The sequence below is a fragment of the Pedobacter sp. R-06 genome (assembly GCF_049913135.1).
In the GTDB taxonomy this organism is placed as follows: Bacteria; Bacteroidota; Bacteroidia; order Sphingobacteriales; family Sphingobacteriaceae; genus Pedobacter.
In genome coordinates, this window is record NZ_CP183977.1 from 2,283,798 (window position 1) to 2,300,416 (window position 16,619).

The 16,619-nt window shown below is 39.6% G+C and carries 15 protein-coding genes; 7 read left to right on the forward strand and 8 right to left on the reverse strand.

All coding sequences use genetic code 11. The features are described from left to right. Positions 1-4: 4 nt before the first annotated feature. On the forward strand, positions 5-610 hold the full coding sequence (locus ACN9MR_RS09415; RefSeq protein WP_426329448.1) for a thioredoxin family protein: 606 nt from the start codon (positions 5-7) through the stop codon (positions 608-610). A 440-nt stretch (positions 611-1,050) separates the two neighbouring features. Here the strand turns inward: ACN9MR_RS09415 and ACN9MR_RS09420 are convergent, their stop codons facing one another. After that, the gene (locus ACN9MR_RS09420; protein ID WP_426329449.1) at positions 1,051-2,238 is read right to left on the reverse strand and encodes a DUF1624 domain-containing protein; all 1,188 of its coding nucleotides are present in this window, start codon (positions 2,236-2,238) and stop codon (positions 1,051-1,053) included. 288 nt (positions 2,239-2,526) lie between these two features. Here ACN9MR_RS09420 and ACN9MR_RS09425 point away from each other — a divergent pair, with 288 nt between their 5' ends. Both ACN9MR_RS09425 and ACN9MR_RS09430 read left to right on the forward strand, forming a co-directional pair. Continuing rightward, positions 2,527-3,951 (forward strand): glycoside hydrolase family 125 protein, encoded by a 1,425-nt coding sequence (locus ACN9MR_RS09425; protein ID WP_426329450.1) that lies wholly within the window; start codon positions 2,527-2,529, stop codon positions 3,949-3,951. A gap of 181 nt (positions 3,952-4,132) precedes the next feature. After that, positions 4,133-4,327 carry a hypothetical protein gene (locus ACN9MR_RS09430; RefSeq protein ID WP_426329451.1) on the forward strand — a complete coding sequence of 65 codons (195 nt, stop codon included), beginning with the start codon at positions 4,133-4,135 and terminating at the stop codon, positions 4,325-4,327. 262 nt (positions 4,328-4,589) lie between these two features. On the opposite strand, the gene ACN9MR_RS09435 is transcribed toward ACN9MR_RS09430, so the two are convergent. After that, positions 4,590-4,943, reverse strand: coding sequence for a nuclear transport factor 2 family protein (locus tag ACN9MR_RS09435; protein WP_426329452.1), 354 nt, complete (start codon positions 4,941-4,943; stop codon positions 4,590-4,592). Positions 4,944-5,087: 144 nt separating this feature from the next. Beyond that, positions 5,088-7,355: a glycosyl hydrolase family 95 catalytic domain-containing protein gene (locus tag ACN9MR_RS09440; RefSeq protein ID WP_426329453.1), complete on the reverse strand. Its 2,268-nt coding sequence runs from the start codon at positions 7,353-7,355 to the stop codon at positions 5,088-5,090. A 224-nt stretch (positions 7,356-7,579) separates the two neighbouring features. Here ACN9MR_RS09440 and ACN9MR_RS09445 point away from each other — a divergent pair, with 224 nt between their 5' ends. Next, on the forward strand, positions 7,580-9,733 hold the full coding sequence (locus ACN9MR_RS09445) for a GH92 family glycosyl hydrolase (RefSeq protein WP_426329454.1): 2,154 nt from the start codon (positions 7,580-7,582) through the stop codon (positions 9,731-9,733). Between the two features lie 80 nt (positions 9,734-9,813). Then, entirely contained in the window at positions 9,814-11,640 is a 1,827-nt protein-coding gene (locus ACN9MR_RS09450) for a glycoside hydrolase family 2 protein (RefSeq protein ID WP_426329455.1), read from the forward strand. Between the two features lie 182 nt (positions 11,641-11,822). Here ACN9MR_RS09450 and ACN9MR_RS09455 read toward each other — a convergent pair whose 3' ends face one another. Further along, on the reverse strand, positions 11,823-12,206 hold the full coding sequence (locus ACN9MR_RS09455; protein WP_426329456.1) for a winged helix-turn-helix transcriptional regulator: 384 nt from the start codon (positions 12,204-12,206) through the stop codon (positions 11,823-11,825). Positions 12,207-12,395: 189 nt separating this feature from the next. Here ACN9MR_RS09455 and ACN9MR_RS09460 point away from each other — a divergent pair, with 189 nt between their 5' ends. Both ACN9MR_RS09460 and ACN9MR_RS09465 read left to right on the forward strand, forming a co-directional pair. Then, the gene (locus ACN9MR_RS09460) at positions 12,396-12,719 is read left to right on the forward strand and encodes a nuclear transport factor 2 family protein (protein ID WP_426329457.1); all 324 of its coding nucleotides are present in this window, start codon (positions 12,396-12,398) and stop codon (positions 12,717-12,719) included. Positions 12,720-12,778: 59 nt separating this feature from the next. Continuing rightward, positions 12,779-12,931, forward strand: a complete 153-nt coding sequence (locus ACN9MR_RS09465) for a DNA-3-methyladenine glycosylase I (protein ID WP_426330222.1) — start codon at positions 12,779-12,781, stop codon at positions 12,929-12,931. 558 nt (positions 12,932-13,489) lie between these two features. Here the strand turns inward: ACN9MR_RS09465 and ACN9MR_RS09470 are convergent. The 4 genes from ACN9MR_RS09470 to ACN9MR_RS09485 are packed head-to-tail and all read right to left on the reverse strand — an operon-like array spanning position 13,490 to position 16,618. Then, on the reverse strand, positions 13,490-13,618 hold the full coding sequence (locus ACN9MR_RS09470) for a hypothetical protein (protein ID WP_426329458.1): 129 nt from the start codon (positions 13,616-13,618) through the stop codon (positions 13,490-13,492). 47 nt (positions 13,619-13,665) lie between these two features. Continuing rightward, positions 13,666-14,214: a hypothetical protein gene (locus ACN9MR_RS09475; protein WP_426329459.1), complete on the reverse strand. Its 549-nt coding sequence runs from the start codon at positions 14,212-14,214 to the stop codon at positions 13,666-13,668. A gap of 41 nt (positions 14,215-14,255) precedes the next feature. Further along, positions 14,256-15,533: a DNA methyltransferase gene (locus ACN9MR_RS09480; RefSeq protein WP_426329460.1), complete on the reverse strand. Its 1,278-nt coding sequence runs from the start codon at positions 15,531-15,533 to the stop codon at positions 14,256-14,258. 5 nt (positions 15,534-15,538) lie between these two features. Then, positions 15,539-16,618, reverse strand: coding sequence for a hypothetical protein (locus ACN9MR_RS09485; RefSeq protein WP_426329461.1), 1,080 nt, complete (start codon positions 16,616-16,618; stop codon positions 15,539-15,541). Position 16,619: the final 1 nt, after the last annotated feature.

Consider the following 16,619-nt stretch of genomic DNA (forward strand, 5'->3'; position numbering starts at 1 on the left):
CGTAATGAAAAGATTGATTTTAATGGCTTTTATGCTGATCTCTGGATTCGCATTTGCACAGACTGAAGGTTATAAAGTGGGCGATGTAGTAAAAGATTTTTCGCTGAAAAACGTAAACAATAAAATGGTTGCCTTAGCCGATTACAAGGATGCAAAGGGATATATTGTGGTTTTTACCTGTAATACCTGTCCTGTGGCAAAAGCTTATCAGGAGCGTATCTCGGCTTTAAACGAAACTTATGCTGTTAAAGGTTATCCTGTTGTGGCTATTAATCCAAACGATGCCGGAGCTGTTCCCGATGAAAGTTTTCAGAAAATGCAGGCGCTGGCTTCAGAAAAGAAATTCAATTTCCCTTATCTTTTAGATCCCGATCATTTGGTAACCAAACAGTTTGGCGCAACCAGAACACCGCATGTTTTTGTGCTGGGCAAAACCGACAAGGGAAATGTGGTTGAGTACATTGGTGCCATAGATAACGATCCGGAAGAAGCAAACAGCACAAAAGTGGAATATGTTAAAAATGCTGTTAACGAATTATCGGCCGGTAAAAAACCTGCAATTGCATCTACTAAGGCTGTTGGTTGTAGTATAAAATGGAAAAAAGGCTAAACAAAAAGTTGTATCATATATATATGTCAATCCTGAGGTATAATTTTTATAAAAATTAATATTAGCGACGTATAATTGATTTCTTTTGCCATACCACGGTCTTGCCTCGGCTCGCCGCCGAAGGGCTCTTTCTTTTTGGCATCAAAAAGAAACAAAAAATGCCGGCTGAAAATTTTTCTTTTGAAGCCAGTTGTGTGGCCAGAACAGTGCAGCCCGAAAAATTTGTTAGGCCGGATTTAAGTAGAACGGGGATACTGTGCTATGGCCTAGCTGGATGGAAATACGAACTCCATATAAATAGTTCATATTTAAATGATTACAAAATAACGTCAATAGCAACCTGTCGATGGGCTCGCTTAAATACGCTTTTAACGAGTTTCGAAAGACTCAACATGACAACATCTGAGGAGAAATCGCCTTTAGGATACGCCCTCTTTGTTTTAAACATAGCTTAACCACCATTGCCGGTGTGTTTCCTTATATCGTTTAAACCACCTGCAAGGGAGATACAAAGAGGCGACTACACAAAACCAGATTAGATATACTATTGGCAAATTAAACCCAAATGTTGCAGGCCTAAACCAAAATGGTACCTGCACAATTTCTTTGGTACTATGTCCTGTGGCGAAAAACACCACAATCAAGAGGGTGTGCAACAGATAAAAGTGCAGTACATAATAGAAGAAAGGCACAGCGCCATATACAGAAGTTATCCTAGTAAACCGGTTGCTCAGTTTTTCGGTTAAAGCCAAAAATAACATGGCCGGACCTAAAGTCATCGCGATATACTGTAAAGATGGCGGATATTTGTTTACATTAAAAAAAGCAAGCAGGTTCTTAAAGAAATCGTGATATTCCTTTCGCGGAACGGGATCGCCATATATATTGATCAACCTCAGGGAGATAAACACAAAGATAGTGAGTAAGCCTATAGTTAATAAATTGCGCTGTCGGCGGTCGGCAGCGTAACCTTTTTTATACCAGGCACCAATTCCATAGCCCACAAACATCACACCTGTCCATGGGAGGATGGCGTAAAATACACCAACAAAATGATTGGCAGAAAGCGGCACAACGGTTCCTGATGCGGTGAAAAATATTTTTAAGATCAAGCCCCCATTTGAATCTGCTGGAGCAGGAAATAAATTGAAAAGATTATGCCCAAAAACCAATATCAGGCCGATGGTGAGCACAGTTTTATATGAAATGCGACTGGCCAATCCGAGGAATATCATACTGGTGCCAATGGCCCAGATTACCTGAAGAATAATGAAATTATAGGTTGGATTAAAGGTTAAGCCGAATGTGATCACCACAATTTCTATCAGTATTAACCATAAACCCCGTTTTAACAAAAATGAACTTGCCTGAGCAGCTGTTTTGTTCTGTGCTGATAAATAAGCAGATAATCCTGATAAGAAAACAAAAGTTGGTGCACAGAAATGTGTAATCCAACGGGTAAAAAACAACATCCCTGTAGTGGTGTCCGGATTTAACGGATCTCCGGTCATGGCGCCAACATGAAAGAAATCTCTCGTATGATCCAGCGCCATAATGATCATCACTAACCCGCGAAGTATATCTATAGATAAAATGCGTTTAGATAGGGTAATGTTATCTGCATTCATAAGAATAGGTTTGGTTATTTAAATATACTCATTCAGAATTATTTTTACTGACATAATTATTACCTTTAGGTCCGTCAAAAATGTTATCTGAATCTATTTCAATATGATGCATAAGAAAATCGATTTAGGAATAGTTTAATTGACTATTATGATTTTGATGTTCGGAAAATTATAATAATATTTGTTAAGCGCTAACCGAATAAAATCTTACCACTACTATTTATCATAATCGATAATGTATAGATTTCGTTTAGTAGAAATTAAATCAAAATATCATAATACACCATAATGAAAAGAAGAACATTTATACAAAACACCGGCTTGTTAGGGGCAGGAGTTGTTGCATCGAAATTTTCTTTTGCCGCTAATCTTGCACCAGAATTTCCTGTGGTACGTGTAGCTGCTGCAAAAAGACACTTTCAAAGTAAAGCGGTAGATGCTGCAATTAAGACTTTTCAGGCAAACGTTAAAAACCCCGAATTGGCCTGGCTGTTCGAAAATTGTTTTCCAAATACTTTAGATACTACGGTTTATCATTCAGAAAAAGAAGGTAGGCCAGATACTTATGTAATTACCGGTGATATTGATGCGATGTGGTTGCGCGATAGCTCGGCACAGGTTTGGCCATATCTTCAGTTCGTAAACGAAGATGAACCACTTAAAAAATTGATAGCGGGCGTAATTATCCACCAAACAAAATGTGTTTTAAAAGATCCTTATGCAAATGCTTTTTATGGCGATGCAACTAAGGTAGGCGAGTGGAAAACCGATAAAACTGCCATGCAGCCTGGTGTACACGAGCGTAAATGGGAAATAGATTCTTTATGTTATCCAATCCGCCTGGCTTACCACTACTGGAAAAAAACAGGCGATAAAACCCCTTTTGATATCAATTGGAAAAAAGGAATTGAAGCTACTCTAAAAACATTTAAAGAACAACAGCGAAAAAAGGATAAAGGACCATATCATTTTCAACGCGAAACTACCCAACCAACCGATTCATTACCGATGGCGGGTTATGGTTTTCCGGTAAATCCGGTTGGATTAATCTGTTCTGCATTCCGTCCGAGCGATGACGCCACCATTTTCCCATTCCTGGTTCCTTCTAACTTTTTTGCGGTATCAAGCTTAAAGCAGGCAGCAGAAATGATTAAAGCTTTACAGCACGACCAGGCTTTGGAAAGCAATTTGTTAAACCTGGCTGATGAAGTGAGTGCAGCGCTACAGAAACATGCTATCGTTAATCATCCAAAATATGGCAAAATTTATGCCTTTGAGGTAGATGGCTTTGGAAGTTCGTATCTGATGGACGATTCTAATGTGCCAAGCTTGTTGGGCTTACCTTATTTAGGTGCAATGAAAATTGAAGATCCGATCTATCAGAATACGAGGAAATTTGCACTTTCTAAAGATAACCCATATTTCTTTAAAGGTACAGCTGCAGAGGGAATTGGTGGTCCACACGCTGGTCAGGATATGATCTGGCCAATGAGTATCACCATGCGTGCCTTAACCTCAAAAGATGATGCCGAGATTAAAGCCTGTATCGAAATGTTACGCAAAACACATGCTGGCAAAGGTTTTATGCACGAATCTTTCAATAAAGACAATCCTGCAAACTTTACAAGGGCCTGGTTCGCATGGTCTAACACCTTGTTTGGTGAGTTGCTTTGGAGAACTTATCACGAAAAACCAGCTTTACTAAAAGCCTAATATAACCGACCGTATTGATTGGTGTTAATGACTGATTTTGGTATCAGTTTAATTCCTAATCAATACGGTTTTGTTTATCTTTCCATGCATTGCATCAGAAATCACGAATGCCTGTAATGGAACAATAAGGTATCTTCTACGCCTAAAAAAAACATGCTTTTCCTGCACTTACCCTTAACAAATGACAATAATAAATGATAATTTGCCTACTTCTGCACTTTTAGCGCTGAAAGCAGGAGATGAGATTACGAATGGAAATGATCGATCTGGTACAATAAAAAATATCGAGATCAGCGAAACCGATGAATTTTTGATGTTTCTTTTTCAGTTGGAAAGTAGCCACATCATTGTTAAGAAGCTTAAGCAGATCTGTTAGTAATATTAATATTCGTCATTTCTACATAACATGAATGGAGCAATCTATTGTTAACTATTTATTTAACCATAAATTGGTAAATATTATTTGACAACGACTTCATTTACAGATTCTTATGTAATGCTCGTCATTGCGAGGCACGAAGCAATCTTAAAGCGCGCGCTAATAGCGAACGTTGTAGGATCACTTTCCCGGGGTCGGGACTGGCTGTCGGCTGGAAAAGCCTTCTCGCAATGAGGATACTACGACGTTTCTATCTCCCTTACAATATAGGCCTCGGATCGAAAATCACCTGGAATGATTTAATCTTTTCATCTTCCAGTTTGTACCAGCCGCTTGAAAAGATTGTTTTTTCACCCATATTGATATCGTACCAAAGGCAAACTTCTTCCTGATCTACAAATACTTTTTTAACATCGTATTTGAACTTCATTTTCTTCATGTCGTCGATATAAACGTCGGCTCCGTTTCTTTCGCCCATAACACCTTTAAAAGTCATATCATCATGCAGTTGTGCTCTGGCCATTTCGAAGTTTTCGGTGTTTAAGGCATTGATAAAATCAAGTACAACAACTTTAGCGTTATGTTCGGTTAGTAGTTTATCGGAGGTGCTCATAACAAAATCTTTACGATTAAACGAACGTTAGCGGTGAAATGTTTGAAAAAGGAATGACTTGATGAGGAATAAATGAAAGATTTAAATAAAAAGGGTCGTCATTGCTTCGTCGGCTGAAAAAGCCTTCTCGCAACGACGACCATACTAGCTTTCAAAACCATATACTTTTCCGACCTGTGTTTTAAAACGGTATTTAAAGTCATTTCCTGATTTTTCTTCATCTATACCTTTAAGCTGATGTTTTAATGCATTAGGAGATCTCACAATACAATCTTCGCCAGATAGCGATTTGATCGACAGCTTAACAACTTTACCATTTTTCCATTGCAGATCAGTAATTTCGAAGTTACCCCTGGCTCTTAAACCCTGTATACTTCCTGTTGACCATTGATCGGGCAGGGCAGGTAAAAATTGCAATTCACCAGCCTGGCTTTGTAAAAGCATTTCTGAAACGCCGGCTGTATAACCAAAATTTCCATCAATCTGGAAGGGGGGATGTGCACAGAAAAGATTGGTGTAAATCCCGCCACCTTTATTGTAATCTGTACCCGAGCCACCTACCGGGGTAATGAAGTTCTGTAATATTTTGTAAGCATGATTGCCATCCTGTAGCCTGGCCCAAAAGTTAATCTTCCAAGCCATAGACCATCCTGTCGATTCATCTCCGCGTGCCGTTAAAGTTACCTTTGCGGCCTTGGCAAGTTCTGGTGTTTTAATGGTACTGATTTCTCTCCCCGGATGTAAACCAAAAAGATGAGAAATGTGTCTGTGTTGATCTTTAGGGTCATCACGGTCGGTTTCCCATTCCTGTAATTGCCCCCATTTGCCAATTTTAGGCTTTAATAAGTGCGCCTTAAGATCTGCAATGTGTTTTTTGTAATCAGCATCAATGCCTAAAATTTCGGCTGCTTCTATATAATTGGTGAAGAGATCGTACACAATTTGCTGATCGTGGGTTACGCCATCTTCTGTTGGCCCATGCTCGGGCGACCAGCCTAACGGCGATACCAAGGTGCCATCTGGCCTTCTTTTCAAGTGGTCATCCCAAAATTCAGAGATTTCTTTAATAATCGGGTAAGCAAAATTCTTTAGATAATCTTTGTCTTTTGTAAAAGCGTAGTGCTCCCATAGTGCTTGTGCATACCATGCGCTACCAGGTGTGTTCCATAAAAAACTCATTCCCCCGAAAATATTATTTTCTGTTTTTACAGTCCAGCCACGGGTATTCGGATATTGTTTGCGGGTGGCTATAGCACTCACTTCCCGCATGCTGTTAATGTAATCCAGGTAGGGGATCTGACATTCAGAAAGATTAGTCGGTTCAGCCAGCCAATAATTCATCTGGATATTGATGTTAGAGTGATAATCGCTGCCCCAGGGCGGAGTATTGCTTTCGTTCCAAAGGCCTTGCAGGTTGGCCGGTAAACCTCCTGGTCGTGATGAACTGATCAACAGGTATCTTCCATATTGAAAAATTAAGGCTTCTAGGGCCGGATCAGAAGTTTTTTTATAATTGATAAGTCTTTGATAAGTTGGCAAACTGTTGTTTTTAATATCATTCTGACCTAAATTAATCGCCAAACGGTTAAATAATTGCTGATAGTCTTGAACGTGTGCTTTTAAAAGACTTGAATATGATTTTGCAGTTGCTTGTTTTAGGATACGGTCTATCTTGGAAGCAGGTTCTTCTCCCTTCCAGTTTTCACTGCGTTTATTACTGTAATTGGTAGCAGCGGTAAAAAGGATGGTTATGGCATCGGCATTATCGATTTTTAATTTTTCACCATCATCGTCTTTAACCGCGTGGCTGCTCCCATTTTCGACTTTAACCACAGCAGTAGCCTGATAAGGCATTCCGTTAGGTAATTTGCCTGCAAACTGGATGGTATTTCCACTAACGGTTATATTGCCTTGATGTGCATTTTTTAATCTAATAGTGCCCGAATATGATTTTTTTCGATCAGCAGTTAACCTTAAAACCATTACTTTATCCGGAAAGCTGCAAAAATATTCACGTTTATAGCTGGTCCCGTTTTGAGTGTAGTTGATGGAATGGACCGCATCAGTCAGATTTAATTTCCGTGTATAATTGCTGAAATTTTGTTCTTTATTGTCGAAATCAATAAATATATCGCCAAAAGCCTGGTACATGCCCCGATCATTTTCATCGCCGGTCCAGAGTGTATTATCATTAAACTGAATATGTTCCTGATTTACACCGCCGAAAATCATACCGCCAATTCGACCATTTCCAATGGGGTAAGCTTCGGTCATCCATTTTGTTGCAGGTTTATCGTCCCAAAGCAATAAAGATGGTTTTTCTTGTTCTTGAGCGAAAACTGACGTGGAAAAGTTAAAGACTACAAATGAGGTTAATGTGCAGAGAATAGCTAGCTTGCAATTAAAAAACATGTTGGTTATTTGATTAGTGTGTAACCAAATATATAGATAATCAGACGATTGTGCTATTGGCTAAGCAGGTGAATACATATCGATTATTGGCATACTATTCAATTATTTAAGCATCCGGTCATTTGTGTTGGCGAAACTTTAGTTGGTAACTATTGTGATAGCTTAGATTGGATTTTAATAGATTTTATATATTTGGTATAACGAACTAAAACGTTTTATGTGAAATGAAATCGCTAACCAAATTTTTATCTTTAATCCTTCTTTTGAACCTAATGGGCATTTATAATGTTCAAAGTCAGTCGAAAACCTCTTTTACCAAATATGTAAATACTTTTATCGGTACAGCGCCCTTAACTGATCCTAAAATTTTAGGTTATGAGTTGCCACAGGGCTGGCGATCGTGGGCAGGTTTAACTTTTCCGGGTAGTTCATTGCCGAATGCTATGGTGCAATTAAGTCCGATTACCGAATTTGGATCTGGTGCAGGTTACGAATATGAAGATGATACTATTTATGGCTTTGCACACACCAATAAAGGGCACTGGAACCTGTGCAACATTCCAATTTTACCACTATCTGATGCTAACGGTAAATTCGGATCGAAATTTTCGCATAAAAATGAAAGTTCGGCACCTGGTTTTTACCAGGTTTATCTTAATGATTATCAGATAAATGTAAAGCTTACTTCAACCTTGAGGTGTGGATATCATCAATATGAATATAAAAATCCCAGTAACAGACAGGTTCTTTTCGACATGGGAAAGGCCAATAGCAGGGTTTCTACATGGAATATCGAACAAGTTGGTACTTCGGCTATACAAGGCTTTCAAGGCGGCGAAAATGTATATTTCTACGCAACTGTAAATGGCAAGATCGAAAAACTTGATCAGACAGACGTAGGTAAACGCTCAGGCTATGCAATTGTGCACTTGGCTGATGGCGGTGCAGCGCCTGTAGAACTTAAAATCGGCTTATCGTTTGTAAGTACGGCTAATGCGAGAGAAAACCTGGAAAAAGAGATTGGCAACAAGACTTTTCCCGAGATCCGTAATGAAGCGACAGCAAAATGGGAAACGCTTTTATCTACCATACAGGTAAAGGGTGGTACCGAAAAACAGAAGCAAATGTTATATTCCTGCCTGTACCGTTCTTTTTTATGGCCAGCTTTACGGAGTGATGTAAACGGGGAGTTTAAAGATGCTAAGCACAGCGTAGTAAAGGATAATTTCAACTATTATACCGAACCTTCCCTTTGGGATACATATCGCAATAAGGATGTACTGCTGGGTTTAATTACACCTAAGGTTACCCTGGATGTAATTAAATCGATGAAAGAGGTTGGCGATAAAACAGGTTTTATCCCAACGTTTTTTCATGGCGACCATGGCGCATCTTCTATTGCAGGCGCTTATTTAAGGGGAATAGATGATTTCGATATCAAGGGTACTTATCAGATTTTATTACGTAATGCCAATGTAGATGGTGGTGCCCGTCCGTTTGTGAAAGAATATATCGAGAAGGGTTATATCTCAGATCCTGATGTTAAAAATCCGCATGTAGAAACCAAAGCCAAGGCAGGTGTTTCTAAAACACTGGAATACGCTTACGATGATTATTCGCTGGCCCAAATTGCCAAAAAACTGGGCGATAGCAGCAATTACCGCATCTTGATGGCTAGATCGAAAAACTATAAAAACATGTTCGATCCGGGTACGCGCTTTATGAGGGGCAGATTAGAGAATGGCGATTGGATTAAACCTTTTAATCCACAGTACCCTTATTACGAATATATGTACAGGGAAGCCAATGCCTGGCAGGTTTCGTTTTACGCACCACACGATATGAAAGGTTTAATCGAACTTTATGGTGGTGCAAAAGGATTTGAATCTAAATTAGATTCCTTGTTTACTGTGCCCTGGAATCCGAAATATATAGCACGGAATGTAGAAACCATGATCGGTCAATACTGCCAGGGAAATCAGCCCGATCATGAAGCGCCTTTTGCCTATACGTTTATCGGTAAACCAGAAAAATCACAAAAAATTATCGATAAAATCTTAAATGAACTCTATGGCATCGGGAGCGATGGTTTGGCGCTTTCGGGAATGGATGATGCTGGTGAAATGTCGGCCTGGTATGTATTTAGTTCGCTGGGCTTATATCCTTTTTCGGCAACCGATCCATCTTATATAGTTACAGCACCGCTATTTGATGAAGTTAAATGGAAAACCAGCACAGGAAAATTGTTAACGATAAGCAAACCTGGGAAGGGAAGGGACATTAGCACAGTTAAAGTTAATGGAAAGATAAATCAAGGTTTTTTTATTTCTCATGATTTGTTTAGGAACGGCGGAAAGGTCGAAATTGATACGAAATAAGGGGTTTCATATTTCCACTTAAATCGATTTATAATAATAAAATGGTCTTATACGCCCGAAGGGCTCTATCTTAAATTGCCATGAAGAATACCAGCTTACTGATTTTATGTTTAACGGTCCTGTTTCAGGGAAATTATTGCGGAGATGCTGCTGCACAAACACCAAAGCTGCCTACAAAATGGACCGCCGGGGCAATGTCTGCTTCAGATCCGTTTCCGGAATATCCCCGGCCACAGCTCGTTCGCGGGGAATGGAAATCGTTAAACGGCAAATGGGATTATTTGGGCGGTAAGGATAAAGCTGCCGCGCTCCATCCCAAAACACCTGTTACCTTTCCCGAAAAAGCCGAACAGATCCTGGTGCCCTATTGCCCTGAATCGGTGATTTCGGGTATAGCGCGCGGCCAGGAGATCAATATGTGGTACCGCAGGCGTTTTGAAATTCCCAGGAACTGGAGCGGGAAGAATATCCTGATCAATTTTGAGGCAGTCGACCATGATGCGACCATATTTGTGAACGGAAAAATGGCCGGCTCGCATGCTGGTGGATACAACAGCTTTTCGCTTGACATTACCCGGCTGCTGAAAACAGGAAGCAACGAACTGATCGTGGCCGCCTATGATGCCAACGATGGGCGGGTGCCCTCGGGCAAAAATGGCCCGCGTGGCGACTATACCTTCAGTTCGGGGATCTGGCAGAGCGTGTGGCTCGAACCGGTTAGTCCGGACCATATCAAAAGTATCAGGCTTTTACCAGATCTGGCGCATAGCAGGCTCCAGGTAAGCGTTGATGCCGGTGCGTCGATCGTATCAGCAGTCGCACTGGAGGGCAAGAATGTGGTTTCACAGGCACAGGGAAGCTCCGGAAAGATTTTTTATCTGCCCATCGCAAACCCAAAACTATGGTCGCCAGAGGAACCTTTTCTCTACGACCTGAAGATCACGCTAAAGGACAACAATGGCAAGATTACCGACGAGATCAGTAGCTATTTCGGGATGCGGGACATCAGACTGGGCAAAGTATCGGGCACTATGCGGCCACTACTGAACGGTAAGTTCCTCATGCAACTCGGATTGCTGGACCAGGGTTATTGGCCGGACGGCATCCTGACCGCCCCGACAGAAGAAGCACTGAAATCTGATATAGCGTTTACCAAGAAGGCCGGTTTCAACCTCATCCGCAAGCACATGAAAACCGAGCCTAAACGCTTTTATTACTGGGCAGATAAACTGGGCATGCTGGTATGGCAGGACATGCCTGCAATCTGGTACCAGAATGAGGATACGGCAAAAGTGCGCCCCGCCTTTCGCAGGGAGCTCAAAGCCATGATGGATGAACATTACAATTCGCCCTCGATTATTGCATGGGTACCCTTTAACGAAAACTGGGGTGCTTTCGACGTGCCGGAAATTACCGATTGGGTTAAAAAGTACGATCCTTCCAGACTGGTGAACGGAAATTCCGGGTTCAACAACAATCCGGGCTACCAGAAGGCAGCCGGCGATCCGGGTAACGGCGACTTTGTGGATACCCATATTTACATCGGTCCCTATGAGGCTTCGAAACCTGATGCCAAAAGGGCGGCCTCTCTTGGTGAGTTTGGTGGCGTTGGACTTTTTGTGAGGGACCACATGTGGCCAGTGGAGAACAATGCTTATGCTTACGAACCAACCCAGACTGCCTTGACCGATAGGTATGTGCTGCTAATGAGCCAGGTGGAGCAGCTGATGAAATACCAGGGGCTGAGTGTTGCGGTGTATACCCAGACAACCGATGTGGAGCATGAGGTAAACGGCCTGTTGACCTATGACCGTGAGGTGGAAAAAATGGATATCAAACGGGTCAGTGAAATTAACCGGGCGGTAATTGCGGAGGGCAAAAAATTAGATCCAAATCCGGCACATTAGGGCGCATTGATGGAAATCGGTATGGTAATATGGCCTGGCTGATCGGTACTAAGATAAAGATATAAGATTGAGTTTGTATGCAATACTGACCGCGATGGTGATCAGTCGCCAGGCGAACATCTTAAGTAAGTAATCTTGAAACATGCAACACCGTACTGCGTCATTGTTGATAAAGAGATTAATTAAACAGGGGCATTGGCCAAATTAGAACTTACAGTATATTTCAAAATTACATCCCGCAAACGGTCTTCGTGTGTATCGCCCCATTGACCTAGTGTGGCAATAACGGGGATTAAAGTTTTTCCAAATTCGGTAAGGCTGTACTCAACTTTTGGTGGAACCACCGGGTAAATCATCTTTGTAATAAGTTCATGTTCCTCTAGTTCTTTCAGCTGCATATTTAAAACCCGGCGTGATGCATCCGGTATCTTGCGCTGCAACTCACTTGGTCTTTTATATCCCTCATTTATAAACCAAAGCAAACGTATCTTCCATTTTCCGTAAAGAACCTCACCAATCAGATCAAGTCCACAGTTCAAATTAGGCATTGTTTTTCGTTCATACATATTGCGAAATTAAGCTTATGCTTCAATTTGCGCAATAGGGGATAAATTTATCCCTATATGAATCGTAACTCCGTACTTGTAAGAACTGTTTTTACATCCCAATTTTGTCCTGTAAACACACAGGAACACAATTTATAATTGATGGGGGAACTGTACCAACTATTTAATAACCTTAAAAATAAAAAAAAAATGAACTTACCGAAAGTAGTATCAGCATTAGTAAAAACACAAAACAACTTTGATAGCGTTGCATATGCAAACTGTTTTTCTGATACAGCCGTAGTCTTTGATGAAGGTAAAACGCACAAAGGAAGAAAAGAAATAGAACATTGGATTGACGATGCTAATAAGCGGTATGCGGCAAAAATGCAGCCCATCAGCTATGAAGAAGAAGAAACAGAAAGTATTTTAAAAGTAGAAGTTTCAGGGAATTTTGACGGAAGCCCAATTGTTTTGCGTTATCATTTAGAAATAACAGGCCAATTGATTCAATCGTTGAAAATTACAGGATAAGTGAGAATGGCTGGGTTTAGCCATTCTTTGTTTTACATCATAAAAAATTCAAAACCATAATAACAAAAGAAAACAGATCGACTTTAGAAGCCAGTCAGGCGGGGTTGAGTTGCGAAATGGTTTTCAGAAAAAAAGTAATCATTGAGAAATGCTTCGGTAACTTCATGATTAAAAAAGTTGAGGCATACACAGAAGCATCCATTAAAATTTGATTGCCATTTAAGTTTTTTATATCCACATAAAACAGGGCAGACAAGTATAAGCTGCATTTCTGCTGTCCGTACCAAATTGCGCTGCTTTTTTGCCCGTTTTACTATAATTTTAGTATATTAGGATAATCAGAAAAGGACGATAACCCAACTAATCGATCTGATTAAAATTCCAAAAAGAAATATTCCAAAATCCACCTTTACCCCACGTTAAGGCCACCTTCCAGCCAGGCCTTGGGACTTGCTTGTATACTGCTTTGCACTTACTTCGGTTGAGTAGTAGTTCTGGGGTAACTCAGGTAGGTCAAAGATTTGCGTCGCATTAGATCAGCGTGTTCACAATCGCTAAATGAAAGGTAAAGAAAAGTTATCCTAAGGTATTGTTGGTCTAGCGCTGTGTCGGAGCAGCACTGGCAAGGAGCAAGACTAAGACAACCCCTTGATTCCATTTATCAGATGCTTCAGCTCGTTCAGTCCCAGCCGTGCACCAGACAATTATCAGATAACGAATTCATCTCACTAATAAATGGCTGTTCAGGATTTTAGCATAACGAAATCCTTTTAAACAAAAAATCCTCCAAATTTGTTGGAGGATTTTTGTGAACCTGTTGGTACAAAACTCGAACCATTTAGCTGCTGATTTAGGTTTAATTGCAAACTTATCAACTGATTAGCAAATTCTGTTTCCATTTGTGCAAAATTAATTATGACTTCCTTTTTAATTTAAGGTATATTAATTAAATGTCCAACCTCTCGTAAACGCGGACAACAATAGCCCTTAATAACTTTATAGCAGGGAGTAGGAGGAGTTCCTGATACTGATTCAGTCCTTTTTCACCATGAACAATATTACATCGAATCGCGTAAAGCGTTTTCATTAATGTTAAAATTTTTAAATTTTGGTCTGGAGATTGTAGACCTTTCATTAGTTGTTGATCACGACGGGGTTGCGGCTTTCCTTTATCAATTTCGATATTAAAATAAGGCATAGCCTGACATAATAATTCTATCTGATGGTCAAGGTCTTGCTTTGTTAAATAAGCACCAATTACTTCTGCACCCACGAACTCCATTGTAAATGAAGTGGCACCCGCTCTATCGCCGATTTTTTCTCTTTTGTTGCCAGTCTCCTGTGATTTCCTAATCGGTAAAATATTGTACAAGAAGTTGTAATTAATAAATAATGCCACATACTTATCAATTAAACTGGAGACATCTACGGTAGTAATATCGTCAGCCTTCTGTAACCACCTGTTGTAGAAATCCTGTTGATCTATTGTTAGCATTACGTTTTTTTACTATTTGGTGCTTGCCTTAAACACTTTAACTATCGGTGTATTTTACTAGCAGTAAATATGACAACACTTTCTCTAAGGCTATTAACATTTGGACTGTGTTTGGTTTTTCTGCGATGAATATACCTCATAACTCCAATTTCTTTTAAAAACCATCCGGCTCTGGTTCCGAGTTCCCCAATAATTAGATCAACAGGAATCTCCATATCGGCATAAGCAGAGTTAGAAACAACTAACCACAGCTCTGCATCTTTTGCTGCCTTGTTTCTTAAAAGCTTTAATATGTTGAGCATATCTTCGAAATATGCCTGGACCATAACAGGAATATTTTTATGCATTAAACCAGTTGGGTTTGCAGCCAGGTGGCTCATAGCCTGCTGATATAGTAATCCAAAATCATTTGAAATTGGCATATCCCATTTAGCTTGAACATGCGATCTTACTGTAGTTAACCTTAATTTATACAGTTCTGGATTATTTTTGATGAATTTACCTAAAAATAATTCTGGGCGATAAATATCAGTATAATCAAATGTATTTAAATATGGAGGAGAAGTAATACATAGTCGAAAATTGGCAGGCAAATTATCATTTGAAAGCACCTTGCGTGCATCCCCATTTATAATTGTGGATTTTGCTAAAATCTGCTGAGTTTCAATGTCTGATTTGATTATATTGATATTCTTAATGAGAGAACTTATAAATGATTCTTTGTCAAAATGTTGTGATGTCCATGATGGTCTGTAACGGAGACATTTTCCATCTCTTGTTGCGTTACAATTATCCATAGCTGAATTTATTAGCGCAAGCTTCATCAATTTTCTTAAATTGTATGAAGGTATTTGTGATGCTGAAATCCACCCACCTTCAAATGCATTTAAGACACTATCATTGAAAAGCCATTTCTCTAATTTTGGCGTTTGAGAAAAAGTGGAAAAACCTAATAAGGGGGATTTTAGGGTTTTATTTGCTGCTACTAAGATAGTCGAAAGCCAATTCTCGAGTTCTATAAGGTTTGCTGATTTAAGCTTTGCGTCAGATAAGAAAGAAGTGAAAGGGTTGACTTCTATCCCTATTGAATTATAACCCTTCACAGCTGCCGAAAGAGTTGTTGTACCACTTCCATTGAAGGGATCAATCACATAATCTTCTGGTCTCATTCCCACCGACTCTATTGCCTTTTCTACTAATAAAGGAGAAAAGCCTTCTTTATAATAATACCAGCGATGCCGAGCCAGTTTTACTGTATCACCATAATCTGAAAAACCACCATTCTTCAGTGCAAAATCATCGTTAAGTTTATTAATCATTTATACTAATTAGTAATTGGTGCCGCAAACATACGTATTGGCTTTTCAAAAGCAGGATTATCTTGATAATATCGCTTATCTGCTGAAATTTCTACCTCTACATCTTTGTAAAACATCCCATCAACTTCATTTACCGTTTGAGTAGATTTATTTACTTTAGATCGACGCCCATCAATAACGACTAAAAGGGCTTTTGCTATTGTAGTTGGATGGTCTTTTAGAGCACTATCATAATAACCTTTAACCTGGAAATATCCATCATCAAAGGTTGCTTGATCAGGATGAAATCGACTTTTTCCCGAGTTTTTATTTATTACAAGGCCAGTGTACTTTATTTCAATTAGCGCATGCCTATTTGCTTCTCGCCATAACATCCTAACGTCTACAGGCTTTGGTTTATCTGAATCAAAATTATGTTCTCTTGAACATTCGAAAGCAATGCCTCTTAAAGATTCCTGCGTTCGAAGGAATTCATGAAGAGATTCCTGAATATATTTTTCAGGAGCATTATTACCAGAACCTTCCCCTGCGAAAGCAATATATTTAGGATCGTTCCATGATTTGCGAAAAGTCGGGCAAGTTGAGCGAAAAACCCTTTCGTGTTTAAAAGCTATGAGAGCTTTAGACAAATTAACAAAATACGGAGCGTAGTTACTCCCTTTTCCTTCACTTGCAACCTTGATTTCGGACCCTTTGGCAATGTAGCTGTCCTGATCCGAAGTGAAATGATATGTCAGCGTGTTTTCAGCTTCATAAATTTTAGTTTTATCTATATTATACCAAATATATGTTTCTCCTGTCTCGAATATTTGAATAGCAAAATCTCCAGCGGTTTTATTGATTAAAATATTACGATCATATAGTAACTCGCCCGTTGTTTTCGAATATAAAAATTCATCGTTAAAGTGCTTATATAGAAAAAAGTTACCCGTAAAAAATGCAGGTTCAAAAAACCGATATAATTCTTTGAGCGACTTAGTTATAACTTCTAATGCCTTCAAGCTCAAAGGATTATTATCAAATGATTTGAAGATTTTAAATGTATAGTGAGTGGAAATATTGTCCAGTCTTATTTTTTCTTCCATG

What these genes read in the sequence shown, in the direction of transcription:
- ACN9MR_RS09415 (WP_426329448.1), top strand. Translation starts at nt 5, where the DNA reads ATGAAAAGATTGATTTTAATGGCTTTTATGCTGATCTCTGGATTCGCA.
- ACN9MR_RS09420 (WP_426329449.1), bottom strand. Translation starts at nt 2,238, where the DNA reads ATGAATGCAGATAACATTACCCTATCTAAACGCATTTTATCTATAGAT.
- ACN9MR_RS09425 (WP_426329450.1), top strand. Translation starts at nt 2,527, where the DNA reads ATGAAAAGAAGAACATTTATACAAAACACCGGCTTGTTAGGGGCAGGA.
- ACN9MR_RS09430 (WP_426329451.1), top strand. Translation starts at nt 4,133, where the DNA reads ATGACAATAATAAATGATAATTTGCCTACTTCTGCACTTTTAGCGCTG.
- ACN9MR_RS09435 (WP_426329452.1), bottom strand. Translation starts at nt 4,943, where the DNA reads ATGAGCACCTCCGATAAACTACTAACCGAACATAACGCTAAAGTTGTT.
- ACN9MR_RS09440 (WP_426329453.1), bottom strand. Translation starts at nt 7,355, where the DNA reads ATGTTTTTTAATTGCAAGCTAGCTATTCTCTGCACATTAACCTCATTT.
- ACN9MR_RS09445 (WP_426329454.1), top strand. Translation starts at nt 7,580, where the DNA reads ATGAAATCGCTAACCAAATTTTTATCTTTAATCCTTCTTTTGAACCTA.
- ACN9MR_RS09450 (WP_426329455.1), top strand. Translation starts at nt 9,814, where the DNA reads ATGAAGAATACCAGCTTACTGATTTTATGTTTAACGGTCCTGTTTCAG.
- ACN9MR_RS09455 (WP_426329456.1), bottom strand. Translation starts at nt 12,206, where the DNA reads ATGTATGAACGAAAAACAATGCCTAATTTGAACTGTGGACTTGATCTG.
- ACN9MR_RS09460 (WP_426329457.1), top strand. Translation starts at nt 12,396, where the DNA reads ATGAACTTACCGAAAGTAGTATCAGCATTAGTAAAAACACAAAACAAC.
- ACN9MR_RS09470 (WP_426329458.1), bottom strand. Translation starts at nt 13,618, where the DNA reads ATGGAAACAGAATTTGCTAATCAGTTGATAAGTTTGCAATTAAACCTA.
- ACN9MR_RS09475 (WP_426329459.1), bottom strand. Translation starts at nt 14,214, where the DNA reads ATGCTAACAATAGATCAACAGGATTTCTACAACAGGTGGTTACAGAAG.
- ACN9MR_RS09480 (WP_426329460.1), bottom strand. Translation starts at nt 15,533, where the DNA reads ATGATTAATAAACTTAACGATGATTTTGCACTGAAGAATGGTGGTTTT.
- ACN9MR_RS09485 (WP_426329461.1), bottom strand. Translation starts at nt 16,618, where the DNA reads ATGGAAGAAAAAATAAGACTGGACAATATTTCCACTCACTATACATTT.